The sequence below is a fragment of the Herbidospora sp. RD11066 genome (assembly GCF_054661255.1).
In genome coordinates, this window is the sequence record NZ_BAAGDO010000015.1 from 128,086 (window position 1) to 140,581 (window position 12,496).

15 protein-coding genes are annotated in these 12,496 nt (G+C 66.8%); 12 read left to right on the plus strand and 3 right to left on the minus strand.

Features of this window, described 5'->3' with window-relative positions; translation table 11 throughout:
• The first annotated feature begins 57 nt into the window (after positions 1-57).
• From ACYQ78_RS37460 to ACYQ78_RS37475, 4 genes are read left to right on the plus strand one after another with little or no spacing between them, the layout of a single operon-like run.
• A complete protein-coding gene (locus tag ACYQ78_RS37460) occupies positions 58-1,107 on the plus strand; it encodes a FecCD family ABC transporter permease (protein ID WP_459805737.1) in 1,050 nt (349 codons plus the stop codon).
• A gap of 1 nt (position 1,108) precedes the next feature.
• Positions 1,109-2,149, plus strand: coding sequence for a FecCD family ABC transporter permease (locus tag ACYQ78_RS37465; RefSeq protein WP_459805738.1), 1,041 nt, complete (start codon positions 1,109-1,111; stop codon positions 2,147-2,149).
• A 5-nt stretch (positions 2,150-2,154) separates the two neighbouring features.
• On the plus strand, positions 2,155-2,961 hold the full coding sequence (locus ACYQ78_RS37470; protein ID WP_459805739.1) for an ABC transporter ATP-binding protein: 807 nt from the start codon (positions 2,155-2,157) through the stop codon (positions 2,959-2,961).
• Between the two features lie 57 nt (positions 2,962-3,018).
• Positions 3,019-3,519 carry a hypothetical protein gene (locus ACYQ78_RS37475; protein WP_459805740.1) on the plus strand — a complete coding sequence of 167 codons (501 nt, stop codon included), beginning with the start codon at positions 3,019-3,021 and terminating at the stop codon, positions 3,517-3,519.
• Here the strand turns inward: ACYQ78_RS37475 and ACYQ78_RS37480 are convergent.
• A complete protein-coding gene (locus ACYQ78_RS37480) occupies positions 3,507-4,445 on the minus strand; it encodes a methionyl-tRNA formyltransferase (protein WP_459805741.1) in 939 nt (312 codons plus the stop codon). The two genes, ACYQ78_RS37475 and ACYQ78_RS37480, sit on opposite strands and share 13 nt — an antisense overlap.
• Positions 4,446-4,537: 92 nt before the next feature.
• Between ACYQ78_RS37480 and ACYQ78_RS37485 the strand changes: the two genes are divergently transcribed.
• Positions 4,538-5,818: a lysine N(6)-hydroxylase/L-ornithine N(5)-oxygenase family protein gene (locus tag ACYQ78_RS37485; RefSeq protein ID WP_459805752.1), complete on the plus strand. Its 1,281-nt coding sequence runs from the start codon at positions 4,538-4,540 to the stop codon at positions 5,816-5,818.
• A gap of 49 nt (positions 5,819-5,867) precedes the next feature.
• Here the strand turns inward: ACYQ78_RS37485 and ACYQ78_RS37490 are convergent, their stop codons facing one another.
• Complete coding sequence (locus tag ACYQ78_RS37490) at positions 5,868-6,821, minus strand: AraC-like ligand-binding domain-containing protein (protein ID WP_459805742.1); 954 nt, start codon at positions 6,819-6,821, stop codon at positions 5,868-5,870.
• A 96-nt stretch (positions 6,822-6,917) separates the two neighbouring features.
• On the opposite strand from ACYQ78_RS37490, the gene ACYQ78_RS37495 reads away from it, so the two are divergent.
• On the plus strand, positions 6,918-7,109 hold the full coding sequence (locus tag ACYQ78_RS37495; RefSeq protein WP_459805743.1) for a hypothetical protein: 192 nt from the start codon (positions 6,918-6,920) through the stop codon (positions 7,107-7,109).
• 527 nt (positions 7,110-7,636) lie between these two features.
• Positions 7,637-7,903 carry a divalent-cation tolerance protein CutA gene (gene cutA, locus ACYQ78_RS37500; RefSeq protein WP_459805753.1) on the plus strand — a complete coding sequence of 89 codons (267 nt, stop codon included), beginning with the start codon at positions 7,637-7,639 and terminating at the stop codon, positions 7,901-7,903.
• Here the strand turns inward: cutA and ACYQ78_RS37505 are convergent.
• Positions 7,842-9,074 carry a helix-turn-helix domain-containing protein gene (locus ACYQ78_RS37505; protein ID WP_459805744.1) on the minus strand — a complete coding sequence of 411 codons (1,233 nt, stop codon included), beginning with the start codon at positions 9,072-9,074 and terminating at the stop codon, positions 7,842-7,844. The two genes, cutA and ACYQ78_RS37505, sit on opposite strands and share 62 nt — an antisense overlap.
• A gap of 331 nt (positions 9,075-9,405) precedes the next feature.
• Here ACYQ78_RS37505 and ACYQ78_RS37510 point away from each other — a divergent pair, with 331 nt between their 5' ends.
• The 5 genes from ACYQ78_RS37510 (at position 9,406) to ACYQ78_RS37530 (ending at position 12,233) form a co-directional block, all read left to right on the plus strand.
• Positions 9,406-9,858: an ATP-binding protein gene (locus tag ACYQ78_RS37510; RefSeq protein WP_459805745.1), complete on the plus strand. Its 453-nt coding sequence runs from the start codon at positions 9,406-9,408 to the stop codon at positions 9,856-9,858.
• A 110-nt stretch (positions 9,859-9,968) separates the two neighbouring features.
• Entirely contained in the window at positions 9,969-10,232 is a 264-nt protein-coding gene (locus ACYQ78_RS37515) for a hypothetical protein (RefSeq protein ID WP_459805746.1), read from the plus strand.
• Entirely contained in the window at positions 10,219-10,671 is a 453-nt protein-coding gene (locus ACYQ78_RS37520) for a hypothetical protein (protein ID WP_459805747.1), read from the plus strand. The genes ACYQ78_RS37515 and ACYQ78_RS37520 overlap by 14 nt, the downstream gene beginning before the upstream one ends.
• A 448-nt stretch (positions 10,672-11,119) precedes the next feature.
• A complete protein-coding gene (locus tag ACYQ78_RS37525) occupies positions 11,120-11,617 on the plus strand; it encodes a nucleoside-diphosphate kinase (protein WP_459805748.1) in 498 nt (165 codons plus the stop codon).
• 244 nt (positions 11,618-11,861) lie between these two features.
• Positions 11,862-12,233: a hypothetical protein gene (locus tag ACYQ78_RS37530; RefSeq protein ID WP_459805749.1), complete on the plus strand. Its 372-nt coding sequence runs from the start codon at positions 11,862-11,864 to the stop codon at positions 12,231-12,233.
• Positions 12,234-12,496 lie beyond the last annotated feature (263 nt).

Genomic DNA, 12,496 nt, shown 5'->3' on the forward strand with positions numbered 1-12,496 from the left:
AGGATACCTAAACCCGGGCGCTAGAGTTAAGGGCTGCCTAACCTAAGATGAGGATTCGTGGCGATCGGTTCAGTTACTCCCAGTAAGTCACCACCCGGGGTCCGGCCCGCGCTGCTGCTGACCCTGCTGGTCGCCCTGCTCGTCCTCGTCTGCCTGCTGTCCCTCGCGTTAGGCGCCCTGGCGATCCCCCTCGACCAGGTCGTGGCCGCCCTCACGGGAGGCGACGTGCCGTCGAACGTCGGGAACATCGTCTGGTCGGTCCGCGGCCCCCGCACCGCCATCGGCCTCACCGCGGGCGTCGCCATCGGCCTCGGCGGCAGCGTCATGCAGGCGCTCACCCGCAATCCGCTCGCCGACCCGGGCCTGCTCGGCGTCAGCGCCGGCGCGTCGTTCGGCATCGTCGTCTCGATCGTCGCCTTCGGCATCGCCACCCTGTACGGCTTCATCTGGTTCGCCCTGCTCGGCGCGGCGGCGGCCAGCGTCATCGTGTTCGTGCTGGGCCGCATGGGCCGCTCGGGCCTGACCCCGGTGAAACTCGCGCTGGCCGGGATCGCCGTGACCGCGTTCCTGAGCTCGGTGACCAGCGCGATGGTCCTCATGGACGTCGAGGCCCTCGACCGCTACCGCTTCTGGTCGGCGGGCTCCCTGGCCGGGCTGAACGGCGACGTGGCCGTCCAGATCCTCCCGTTCGTGGCCGTCGGCGCCCTGCTCGCCTTCGCGTCCGCGCCCGCCCTGAACAGCCTCGCCCTAGGCGACGACGTGGCGACCTCGCTGGGCCGCAACCTGGCGCTGGTCCGCACCCAGGGCGTGATCGCCATCATGCTGCTCACCGGCGCCGCCGTCGCCGCGATCGGCCCGGTCGTCTTCATCGGCCTGGTCGTGCCCCACGTGGCCCGCTCCCTGGCCCAGTCGGCGGGCCTCGGGCCCGACCACCGCTGGCTGCTCCCGCTGTCGGCGCTGATCGCCCCGACGCTGCTGATCGTGGCCGACATCGCCGGCCGGTTGATCGCCAAGCCGACAGAAGTGCAGGCGGGCGTGCTGATCGCGTTCCTCGGCGGGCCGTTCTTCATCATGCTGGTCCGCCGGCGCAAACTGGCGGAGGTCTGACATGGCGACCGGGACGCATTTCCGGCTCGGTGTGGTGCCCGTCTCCGGACGCCTGCGCCCCCGCCTGATCACCGTCTGCGCCGGCCTGGCCGCCGCCACGTTCCTCGTGGTCGCCTGGTCGGTGTCGATGGGTGACTTCCCCATCACCTTCACCGAGGCCATGCGGGCCGTCGTCGGCATCGGCGACCCCGGCACGCTGCTGATCGTGCAGGAGCTCCGGCTCCCCCGCGCCGTCGTCGGCGTCCTGGTCGGCTTCGCGTTCGGCCTGTCGGGCGCGATCTTCCAGACGATGACGCGCAACCCGCTGGCCAGCCCCGACATGATCGGCTTCACCCAGGGCGCCGGCCTCGCCGTCGTGGCGGGCATCATGCTGGGCTGGACCGGCACCGTCGGCACCCAGGTCCTCGGCCTGGCCGGCACCTTCGTCATGGCCGCTTTGGTGTACGTGCTGGCCTGGCGGCGCGGCACCACCGGCTACCGCATCATCCTGGTCGGCATCGGCCTCCAGTGGATGGCCCTCTCGGCCACCGACTACCTGATCGCCCGCGGCATGCAGTTCCAGGCGCACGCCGCCCTCGGCTGGCTCACCGGCAACCTCAACGGCCGCGACTGGTCGCAGGCGCTCCCGCTGGCGATCACGATGGCCGTCCTGGTCCCCGCGGCGCTGACCCTGGGCCGCCTGACCCGCACCCTCCAGCTCGGCGACGACGTCGCCATCGGCCTGGGCACCCGCATCCAGGCCGTACGGCTGGCCCTGCTCATCACCGGTGTCGGCCTGGTCGCCTTCGGCACGGCGGCGGGCGGCCCGATCGCCTTCGTCGCGCTGGCCGGGCCCCAGATCGCCCAGCGTCTGGCCGGCACCGCCTGGCCGCCCCCACTGGCGGCGGGCCTGACCGGTGCGCTGTTCGTGGTCGGCTCCGACGTCGCCGCCGCCCGCCTCTTCCCGATGGAACTGCCGGTCGGCATCGTCACCGGCGTCCTCGGCGCCCCGATTCTGCTCTGGCTGCTCATCCGCGCCAACCGCGCGGGCTCAGGAGGCTGACCCCCGTGACCCTTCAACTGAACCCCGAACTCCAGGCCGGTGGCCTCCAGCTCGCCTACGACCAGCGCGTCGTCGTCGACGACCTCGACGTGAAGGTCCCCCCGGGCCGGATCACGGCCATCGTGGGCGCCAACGCGTGCGGCAAGTCGACTCTGCTGCGCGCTCTGGCCCGCCTCCTCGCGCCGCGCAAGGGGGCGGTGCAGCTCGACGGGCGGGCGCTCCACTCGATCCCCACCCGCGACCTGGCCCGGCGGCTGGGCATCCTGCCGCAGGGCCCGGTCGCGCCCGAGGGCCTGACCGTGCTCGACCTCGTCACGCGCGGGCGGTCGCCGCACCAGACGTGGTGGCGGCAGTGGTCGAAGGCGGACGAGGAAGCCGTCCACGGCGCCCTGGCCGCGACCGGCATCGAAGACCTGGCGGGCCGGGCCGTGGACGAACTCTCGGGCGGCCAGCGCCAGCGCGCCTGGATCGCGATGGCCGTCGCGCAGGGCACCCCCGTCCTCCTCCTCGACGAGCCGACGACCTACCTCGACCTGGCCCACCAGATCGACGTCCTGGACCTGATCCACGACCTGAACCGCAACGAGGGCCGCACGATCGTCATGGTCCTGCACGACCTCAACCAGGCCTGCCGCTACGCCGACCACGTGATCGCCATGAAGAACGGCCGCATCGTGGCCGAGGGCGACCCCGCCGACGTGATCACCGCCGAGAACGTGGAAGAGGTCTTCGACCTCCGCTGCCAGGTCACGACCGACCCGGTGAGCGGAACCCCGTTGGTCATCCCGATGGGACGCCACCACACGGCTTGACCGCCTCTTGTCGCGGGTATGCCCTTATATCGGGCTATGGCGGACGGGGTGAGCCGAATGGACAACGGATTAGCGGAACACCAGGAGGATCACCGGGCCGCGTCCACATCGGCGCCCGATCGCCGGCGAGGCATCGCCCTCGGGCTGCTGGGCCTGGTCGTGCTCGCATTGGGTCTGGGCGTCGTCTTCGCCGACCAATACCGGCGGGCCAACGACGTCCCCGCCTCGGGCACGATCGTCGACATCCAGCGCCGGACCCTCTCCGTCGTCTTCACCGACGCGTCGGGCACCCGGCTGGTCGCCGACGTGCACCCGTCGGCCCGCGAACCGTCTCCCCGGGTGGGCGACCGGCGCGACATCGTCTACCTCCCCGGCGTGTACTCCGACGGCAGGGTCTCCGCCTGGGACGCGAGCACGCCGCCGATGGGCGCGTTCCCCTGGATCATCGCCGTCGTCGGCCTCGGCGTCCTCGCCGTGGCAGCGCTGGAGTTCTCCGGCCGCGCTCCCTGGAAGGACGCCGTCACTCTGGACGAACGGTCGATCGGTCAGCCGAGGTAGCCGCCCATCGTGCGGAAGTAGTCGGTCGCGGCGAGTTCCGTGCCGTCGTCCAGCCGGACCTTTTTGATCGCGAGCCCGTGACAACGGCCGTTGCGCGCGTTCGCGCCCGCCACGATGACGATGCCGTCGCCCTCGCGGATGAACACGCGTCCGGGCGTCCCCCCGTAGAAGCCCTCCGAGACGGCGGCTTCGAGGACGCGGACCCGCTCGCCCTTGTACGACGTGAAGGCGTTCGGATACGGGTCGGACTGGGCGCGGACCAGACGCTCCAGTTCCTCCGCTGACCACGTCCAGTCGATGCGGCTGTCCTCGATGGCCCTTTTGTGGAAGAAGTTCGCCTGCGACCGATCCTGGGGCGTCCAGACCGCTTTGCCCGACTCGATGAGGTCCAGTCCCTCGTGGACGATCGGGGCGATCAGGTCGACGGTCGCGAAGAAGAGGTCGGTCGCGGTGTGGGTCGGCAGGACCGGCACCGAGCGCTGGATCAGGATGTCGCCGGCGTCCAGTTCCTCGGTCATGCGGTGGGCGGTCACGCCGACCTCGGGCTCACCGTTGATCAGGGCCCAGATGATGGGTGAAAATCCGGCGTATTTCGGCAGCAGTGAATCGTGAACATTGAGGGTCCCGTGCGGCGGGAGGTCGTAGATCTCCGGCGGCAGCCAGGTGCGCCAGTTGTTGGCCACGATGATGTCGGCCCGCGCGTCCTTCACGGCCTGGAGTAATTCGGGGTCGGTCGGCCGGTTGCGCAGCAACACGGGAACGTCGTGCTCGGCGGCCAGTTCGGCGACGCTGTCGTCCCAGATCTTCTCGTACGCGTGGTCGCTCTTCGGATGGGTCACCGCCAGCACGACCTCGTGCGATGACTCCAGCAGCGCCTGGAGGGTGCGGTGCCCCCAGGTCTGGTGTCCGAACATGACGACCCGCATGGTTGGGGCTCCCTCTCTGTCGGCCAATATTGCAAGGTAAGGCTAACCTTATTTACCATACGAGCGACAAGGGAGGCGATCGCGTGACCACGATGGTCTACGACGTTCTGGGGATCGGTTTCGGGCCATCGAACCTGGCACTGGCCATAGCCATCGAGGAGCACAACGCGCAGGCCGCGCCATCGGACCGGATGGCCGCGGCCTTCCTGGAGAAACAGCCGCGGTTCGGCTGGCACCGAGGGATGCTCATCGACGACGCCACGATGCAGGTCTCGTTTCCGAAAGACCTGGTCACGATGCGGAACCCGGCCAGCGAGTTCAGCTTCCTCTGCTACCTGCAGGACAAGGGCCGCCTGGTCGACTTCCTCAACCAGAAGACCCTCTTCCCGCTGCGCGCCGAGTTCCACGACTACTTCGAGTGGGCGGCTGCGCGGATGGCCCACGCGGTGACCTACTCCGCCGAGGTGACCGCGGTGAAGGCGGTCAAGGAGAACGGCGAGATCCGCTACTTCGACGTCGTCACCGCCGACGGCACGGTCCGCCGGGCCAGGAACCTGTCGGTCGCCGTCGGCCTGGAGCCCCATCTGCCGCCCGGAACCGTCCTTTCCGACCGGGTCTGGCACACCAGCGGGCTGGTGCCCAAGGTGGCCGAAAAGGTGGCGGGCGGTGGCCGGATCGGCCGCGCCTTAGTCTTGGGAGCCGGTCAGAGCGCCGCCGAGGCGGTCGACTACCTGCACCGGACCTTCACCGACGCCGAGGTCTGCGCGGTGTTCGCCAAATACGGCTACACGCCCGCCGACGACAGCCCCTTCGCGAACCGCATCTTCGACCCCGAGGCGGTGGACGTCTACTTCACCGCCCCCGCCGAGGTGAAGCAGTCGCTCGTGGACTACCACCGCAGCACCAACTACTCCGTGGTCGACATGGAACTGATCCAGGCCCTGTACGCGACCATGTACCGCGAGAAGGTCCACGGGCACCAGCGGCTCCAGATGCTCAACGTCTCCCGCATCCGCGACGTCGAAGAGGGCCCTGATGGCCTGAGGGTCACAGTGCAGTACCTTCCGACCGGTGAGCAGGTGACGATCGAGGCCGACATCCTCGTCCACGCCACCGGATATCGCCCCCACGACGTCGCCGCCCTCCTCGGCGAGGCGGGCAAACTGTGCCTCCGCGACGACGAGGACGCGCTCAGGGTGAGCCGCGACCACCGCGTGCAGTTCTCCTCCCAGGTGACCGCCGGCGTCTACCTCCAGGGCGGCACCGAACACTCCCACGGCCTCACCTCGACGCTGCTGTCGACCACGGCGATCAGAGCGGGCGAGATCCGCGACTCGGTTCTGGCCCACCGCACGGCCGTGGCGGCCCACTAGACGCACCCTCCGCACGGGCGAGTCCGCGCTCGCCCGTGCGGAGGAGCGTTCAGCGCTCGGTCGTCGCGTTCCGGAAGTCGCGAGGCGACAGGCCGTAGGCGGCCTTGAAGAGACGGCTGAAGTGGGAGGCGTCCGGGAACCCCCACTGGGCGCCGATCGCACTGACCGGGCGGCAGCTCTGCAGAGGGTCGCGCAGGTCGCGGACGCAGCGCTCCAGGCGGCGTTCGCGGATCCAGGCGGCCACCGTCGTGCCCTCGGCACTGAAGAGTTTGTGCAGGTATCGGGTGGAGATGTGGTGGGCCGCCGCCACCCGGGCGGGGGCCAGCTCGGGGTCCCCGAGGTGACTTTCCATGTACGCCGTGATGCGCAGCAGCATCGCCCGCCTCGCGGCGTCGGGGTCGGCCGGGGCCGTCTCCAGCCGGTCGGCGAGCATGGTGGCGATCAGGTCGACGACGTTGGCGGCCAGGCGGGCGCCGTCACGCACCTCGACCTCGTCGAGCTGCGCGGCCAGCCGCAGCAGGAAGGGCGCGACCAGCGCGCCGATGCCGGTGTCGCCCGGGATCGAGGTGCAGCTCAGCCGGTCGACGCGGTCGCTCGGCAGGCCGAGCATCGTGCGGGGGAACATCAGGACGACCAGGCGCGTCGGCTCGTCGAAATCGAGCCGGTAGGGGCGGTCGGTGTCGTAGATGGCCATGTCGCCGGTGCCGATCATGACCTGGCGGCCCGCCTGCTCCAGCCGTCCGCCGCCCTTCACGAACAGCCCCAGTTTGAGGTTGTCGGAGGGCGCGGCGGTCACCAGCCTGGGGGTGCGCCGGGCGGCGTGGGCCGTGGTGTCGACGTCGATGACGTCGAGGGAGCCCAATGTGGTGGCGCGGAGTTTGCCTTCGAACCGCTTATCCGGAAAAACCGCCTCAAGCGGTACAAATGCCGTGGAAACCACGTCCTGCCAGAAATCCTGGCGCTCCTGGGCCGGGACGCCCGCGGTGTGGGCGGTGTAAGGCATGGGAGAAAGGGTGGGATCCCGGTGCGCTGTGCGTCAAGTCGTGTGCCGCGAGAGACAAGACGTGACCATGGGGCCAGATCCAGAATGGGCGCCCAAATGAACGCCATCCTGGAAGTCACCGCACTCTCCGCCGGATATGGCGCCTCGCGCGTGATCCGCTCCGTCACCATACGGGCTGAGCAGGGCGAACACCACACGATCGTGGGCGCCCCCGGCGCCGGGAAGCCCACGCCCGAATTGATGAGTACTTGTTACCTGGTGCGGTCTGCGGTGGTTTACGGCGCGTAGCTGCGATTTCGGGTGCCGGGGCCGTTCAGGCGGGCTGCCCTGACGTGCTCTTTGTCGTTTGGGGGCGAGCGTTGGCGCGGGCCTTCGCGTGGCGGCCTGGTCGCTCCTCTCCCGGCTCCCGGATAGCTGCCAGGGTCCGGGGCCTGTGCGCGGCGGCGGCGGTCAAGGGCTGCCCCTCGTGGCATTGCCCCGTCCTCTTCCACTCGCGCCAAGTGCGCGACCTGCACGGCAGCCCTTGAGGGCCGCGTCCGCGCCCCCGGACAATGGGGCAGCGGGGCAGGGAGACCGGATGGGATGTGGAGCGAAGCGGAACGATGGTCGCTGACGCGGTGAGATCCAACCGGGCACGGTTGATAAGAAAGGTGAGCAATCAGCGGGGCGTAAGTTTCGCGTCCCCCGAACCGTTAAGCCCGCCTGTCTCTGATCGTCGCTTCTGGCCACCGTTGGCGCGATGTTCGTCGGTTAGGCTCTGCGGCATGACTGACTATGTTCAGGTGTCCACTACTGCAAGTGACCGTGACGCCGCGATGACGCTCGTGCGGTCCGCAGTTGCAGCCAGACTAGCGGCCTCCGGACAAGTGATTGGTCCCGTGGAGTCGGTGTTTTGGCATGCTGGGCAACTCGGTGAGGGCCAAGAATGGCAGATTGTTCTCAGGACCACGATGGCCAAGTATCCCGAGTTGGAACGCCACCTGATCGACGTGCATCCCTGGGACAACCCTGAAGTCACTTTTACGAGGCTTGCAGGAGGCTCGGCTCCTTACCTGGAATGGATTGAGCGGACGACGGCATAGCCAATCGGTCGAATACTTCGACCACTCCCGGAATGGCCTTGTGGTCTCTGAGGCGGGAAAGAATCGATATGACGCGCTGACGTGGACGGATAGATGCCACTTCGGCTGAAATACTCAATATCTCGTTGAGTACAGTGGTTGCTTGGTCGATATCTCCGTTATCCAGATACGCCTCTGCAAGCCATGTCGAGTAGAGAGCCTTGTCTCGCGCATGGGTGTCATCGAATTGAGAAAGAGCCGCTTCGAGTACGGGGATAGCCTTATCGGGTCGTTTCAGTGCGGTCCAGCAACGTCCGGTCATGATCTGAATCTCTACGGAATCCACCCAGTTCGCCCAGTCGGGCGATTCTGTCTGAGCGCTTCCGACCAGCGCTTGAGTGGATCGCTCGATCGCTTCCTCGGCTTGACGCTCGTAGTCTCTGCCAGCGCAGGCGTACGCCCACGCCGCTCTTTCAAGGAGAAGAGCTCTTACCGTCGGCGTAACCTCGGTGCCAGCTACCCGACAGGAAGCTTCGGCCTCATCTATGCCGGGGTGGCCCGTGCTGACCTTCTGGTAGGCAAGAAAGGCCAGCGAATTAGCTAGCAGCGACGTGTTCCCGGAGTCGACTGCGGCTGAAAGTGATTTCTTGAAGAGACGTCTTGCGCTTTGATGCCAACCCGCGTCGAATGCTGCCCATCCTGCTTGTTGCGCCTGTTCGCTAATTAGAGCCAAGAGTACTCTGCCTGTGGCATCCGTATATGTTGCATCGTTGGCCAGCCTGGTCGTCAACTCAAGCTCCGCCATATACATGCGGTATGTATCTGCACCCCCAAGGAAATGATCGAGATTCCGAAGGTGCGAGAATTTCTGACGTACCGCCTCGATTAAATCGGGACTAATTCGCTGAATGGCGGGCCGACCGTTCCCGAAAATGGGGATCTCGGCGAATCCGAGCATCAGTGAATCGGCAATAAATTCCCGACGTGGCATGGTTGTCGACAGAAATGCTGTAACTAATTCCCCGTCGGCAGATAATGCCTTGTCGAGAGCAACGGCAACTTGCTCACTTGGGGAGCGCTTACCTGTCTCTAGATCAGAAATATGGGTCTTGGAAACATTGGTGAGATAGGCGAGTTTGCGCAGGGAGAGATTCCCGCGTAGTCGCTGTAACTCTGCGCCAAAGGTCTCCAAGTTTTCCCCAGAGTCAGGGTGTCCGCACTCCTGCGGACACGTGCGGACAGCAATCCCGTGGATTTTGACTATGAGTCTAGACATGCTTACGGGCAGATCTGAAGTAAGCGGCGGAATGTCCTCATCGCCGGAATGAGAAGAAGCGTTCACGGTCGTTTGGCCTGGTGAGCGCCGACAAGTAGCGGGCCCGGCTGGCGTTGCGAGCGACCAACCGGACCCTTGACCAGGAGGGTCTTCCTGATCCATGGCACACGATAGGGCTACAACACGGGTTCGGCGAGATGATCTAGAAGACATCTCCTTACCGGGCGTTGGACCTGCGATCGGAGAGATGTTCGGGGCTACCGGATCCCTCCGCGCTGTAGCGGGGCGGTTCTACCGCTTGCGGGCGCTACCGGAGTCGGCATCTTCAGCGCGGGCGTACGTTCAGGTTCGGATGGCGATGTACGGGCGTCCTGACCTGCTGGACACGGCGCAGCTCGTTGCGAGTGAGCTGGTGTCCAACGCGGTCAAGGCGACGGCGGCGGGCTGCGCGCACCTGGAGATGTGGGGCGGCTCGCCGGTGCCGGTGATCGGTCTGAGCGTCTACCCCATGTTCAATCGGGTGGTCACAGAGGTGTGGGACTGCTCGCCCGAACCTCCCCGGCTGGTGGAGGCAGATGACGACTCCGAGAGCGGGCGGGGCCTGCTCCTGGTGCACATGCTGTCGGCGGGCCTCTGGGGTTACCGGCGTCCGCGTACCGGCGGCAAGGTCGTTTACGCGACCATCGGAGCGGAGCTGTGAGCGGGCCGGGAGAGGTCACGGTCACGGGCGGGCCGGATGACGCAGCGGACTTGCGGGCGCTGGCACGGCTGCTTCACGCGCGGGATTTCTCCACGGTCTTCATCCCGGACATGTGCGAGACGGCTGCCGCGCGGGCCGGGACTCCGGGCTTGCTGGTGCTCACTGGGGATCGGCGGGAGGCGGCTCGGGTCTACATGGGGCCGCGTAGCGGGGCGTACATGCTCCAGCTCCTGGGACCGGGTTCGGATGCCTCGCGGGTGGTGCCGGTGATGGATGCCAGACATGCGGCGGCCAGGATCGCGGCGGCCTCCGGGGTGTCGGCGCTTCTGGCCGGTGCCTCGCTGGAACGCGGGGCTGGCGATGTCGCTGAGTAGGGCGCTGCGGGGGCCTCTTCGCCTGTCGCATAGGTCGCTGTGGGCGGCGGCCGTCCGCGCGGCGGATGACGTCGAGCAGGTGTTTGAGCGGATCGACGGTGCGGCGGCGCGGAAAGGGATCGGAGCGCTGGCGGACTTGCTGGCAGAGCGCGGGATCTACGTCCTGTGCGATGGCGGCGCTCCGGGAGTGGCGCATATTCGCCGGTCTTCGGACGGGGAGATCGGCGCGTGGGCGATGTACGGCGCTCGGGGTGGGCTGTACGTCGTAGCGGCGTTCTCTGGCGCGGTCGGGGTGGCCTCGGATGTGTTCGAGGCGGCGGAACTGGTGCCGGGATACGGACCGACGTCGTTGACGGCGCGGCGCTGGTCGCAGGAGTGGGCGGACTTCCAAGCGGAGTTGGACTACTGGCGAGAGCGGCTGTACGGCGGTGAGGAATGAGGGTGTTCGGGGCGGGCTGAGACGTCCGCCGGGCCGGTGGCCTTTCCTCTCGGGTACTGAGGTGCAGCAGACCTGAAGAGGTGGGCTGTCGCGTGTGTCCCCCGCGCACGCGTCCGGTTCGGTGGTACGGGGGCGGGGTGGGTCGTAGCGCTTCCGGTGGCGCTCCCCACCCCGCCTTTTCGTAGGGCGTGTTCATGGCGCTCCTGAGGTCGAGAGCGGTGCCGGTCTGTTCGGCAACGTTGGGCGGGGTTGAGTTCAGCCGGTTACGCAGGGGCATCGCCGGCGGAATGACCGCAGGTCACCCGTAGGGCGAGCGCTGAGCGAAGTTCTGCCGTCGATGCCCCGGCCGTGAGCACCACGCGGAGATGTCCCAAGCAAGGGCTTGAACGTCCACCTCGGCGGCCCGGCCGGTCTCGGGGTGAGCAACCAACGACACAGGAGGCGCGGTATGAAGCCACCCGCTGATGGCTGGGGTTCCTGGACAGTGATTCTCTGCATGCCTTCGGCGGTTCGTCGCGGGCTCGTGGAGGCCATGCTTCATGAGCTTCGCTTTGATGTCGAGATCGTATTCCGGCGCGATGTCGTGGTGACCGCATCCCAGATCGTGACGCACTATGCGCACATCATCGGCGGGGACCTCGAATTCTCCGGAGAAGTCGCGGCGGAACTTGTAGGGGATTACGCGGGGAATACCGCCACGGTTGCGCTTGGCCACGGAACCCATAGCAGCATCGGGGCACTCGTCAGGGCCAGGCTGGGGCGCCACGACCCGAATTCTGCTTGGCCAACGTCGATTCGCGGACGTTGGGGCGAACACTCGACCGGCGAAGCGGGAAAGGAAAAGCAGTACATCAGCGACCTGATCCACGCGAGCGATGACGCGGAGAGCGCGGAAAGGGATTTCGGGGTGTGGCTGGGAGAGGAATACGAACACCTCTTGCGTTGACGTTCCGCTGCTCATGCCGAAATGGCTGCGAACGACCGCGAACCATTGACCTGAAGAAAGGCAGGTCCCATGATCGCATCTGATCTGGACGTCGCTGTCTCGTGGGTCGCTCCGGTGACGTGCCAGACTGCTGCGACTCATCAACCTCATCCCGCCTGGGCGCGCCTCCTGCTGACCGATTGTCGATGGGGCGATCCGCGAGTCTTCCTGTAACGCAAGGCGGGCGCCGAACGGTTGACTAGGCATGCCACCTGAAGCGTTCTACTCGACGGCTGCCCAGGTCCTGCCGACGTTGCTCATCGCCCTCGCCATCGAAGCTGGGCTGTTTCTCCAATCACTGTCTGCGGATCTGGCGAAATACAACAATGCCCACTATCAGAATCCCGCCCTGGCGGAGAAGGTGAGGCGTGACATGACGTGGACTTTCCGTTTCGGAACGATATGCGCAATTATTTTTCTGGTAGGAGAGGTCGCAGCTTTCCTTGCTCTCGCATTCCATTGGCAAAACTGGTGGATTGTCGGTGCTGTTGGTATCGCGCTCCTGTCGCTCTGCATCTGCGCTGTCATCCTCCCTCTCTTCCGGCTTGTGGATTACCTAATACAAGCGTGGAACTGAGGAGCGCAATAAAATTTCGCGACATTGGGGGTAGTCGGATGTGAGGCCACGTCCTTGGGCCTGTCCCGCGTGCGCCTGTTTCTGGTGATCTTGCCGTATCTGCGGCTCTCCTGGTGATCTTGGGCTGCTGTCAAATGGTGGGGCGGCTTGCCGCTCCTCGCCGGGACCGGCCGGAGGCCGCATGCTCGGCGAGGGGAGGGCGGCGTTCTGCCGCCCGCGCGGCCGTCAGGCCGCGCCTTGACATCTATAAGAACAATTCGGCA

Coding starts and splice junctions, on each gene's coding strand:
- ACYQ78_RS37465 (WP_459805738.1), top strand. CDS start 1,109: ATGGCGACCGGGACGCATTTCCGGCTCGGTGTGGTGCCCGTCTCCGGA.
- ACYQ78_RS37475 (WP_459805740.1), top strand. CDS start 3,019: ATGGACAACGGATTAGCGGAACACCAGGAGGATCACCGGGCCGCGTCC.
- ACYQ78_RS37480 (WP_459805741.1), bottom strand. CDS start 4,445: ATGCGGGTCGTCATGTTCGGACACCAGACCTGGGGGCACCGCACCCTC.
- ACYQ78_RS37485 (WP_459805752.1), top strand. CDS start 4,538: ATGGTCTACGACGTTCTGGGGATCGGTTTCGGGCCATCGAACCTGGCA.
- ACYQ78_RS37490 (WP_459805742.1), bottom strand. CDS start 6,821: ATGCCTTACACCGCCCACACCGCGGGCGTCCCGGCCCAGGAGCGCCAG.
- ACYQ78_RS37495 (WP_459805743.1), top strand. CDS start 6,918: ATGAACGCCATCCTGGAAGTCACCGCACTCTCCGCCGGATATGGCGCC.
- cutA (WP_459805753.1), top strand. CDS start 7,637: ATGACGCTCGTGCGGTCCGCAGTTGCAGCCAGACTAGCGGCCTCCGGA.
- ACYQ78_RS37510 (WP_459805745.1), top strand. CDS start 9,406: ATGTTCGGGGCTACCGGATCCCTCCGCGCTGTAGCGGGGCGGTTCTAC.
- ACYQ78_RS37515 (WP_459805746.1), top strand. CDS start 9,969: ATGTGCGAGACGGCTGCCGCGCGGGCCGGGACTCCGGGCTTGCTGGTG.
- ACYQ78_RS37520 (WP_459805747.1), top strand. CDS start 10,219: ATGTCGCTGAGTAGGGCGCTGCGGGGGCCTCTTCGCCTGTCGCATAGG.
- ACYQ78_RS37525 (WP_459805748.1), top strand. CDS start 11,120: ATGAAGCCACCCGCTGATGGCTGGGGTTCCTGGACAGTGATTCTCTGC.
- ACYQ78_RS37530 (WP_459805749.1), top strand. CDS start 11,862: ATGCCACCTGAAGCGTTCTACTCGACGGCTGCCCAGGTCCTGCCGACG.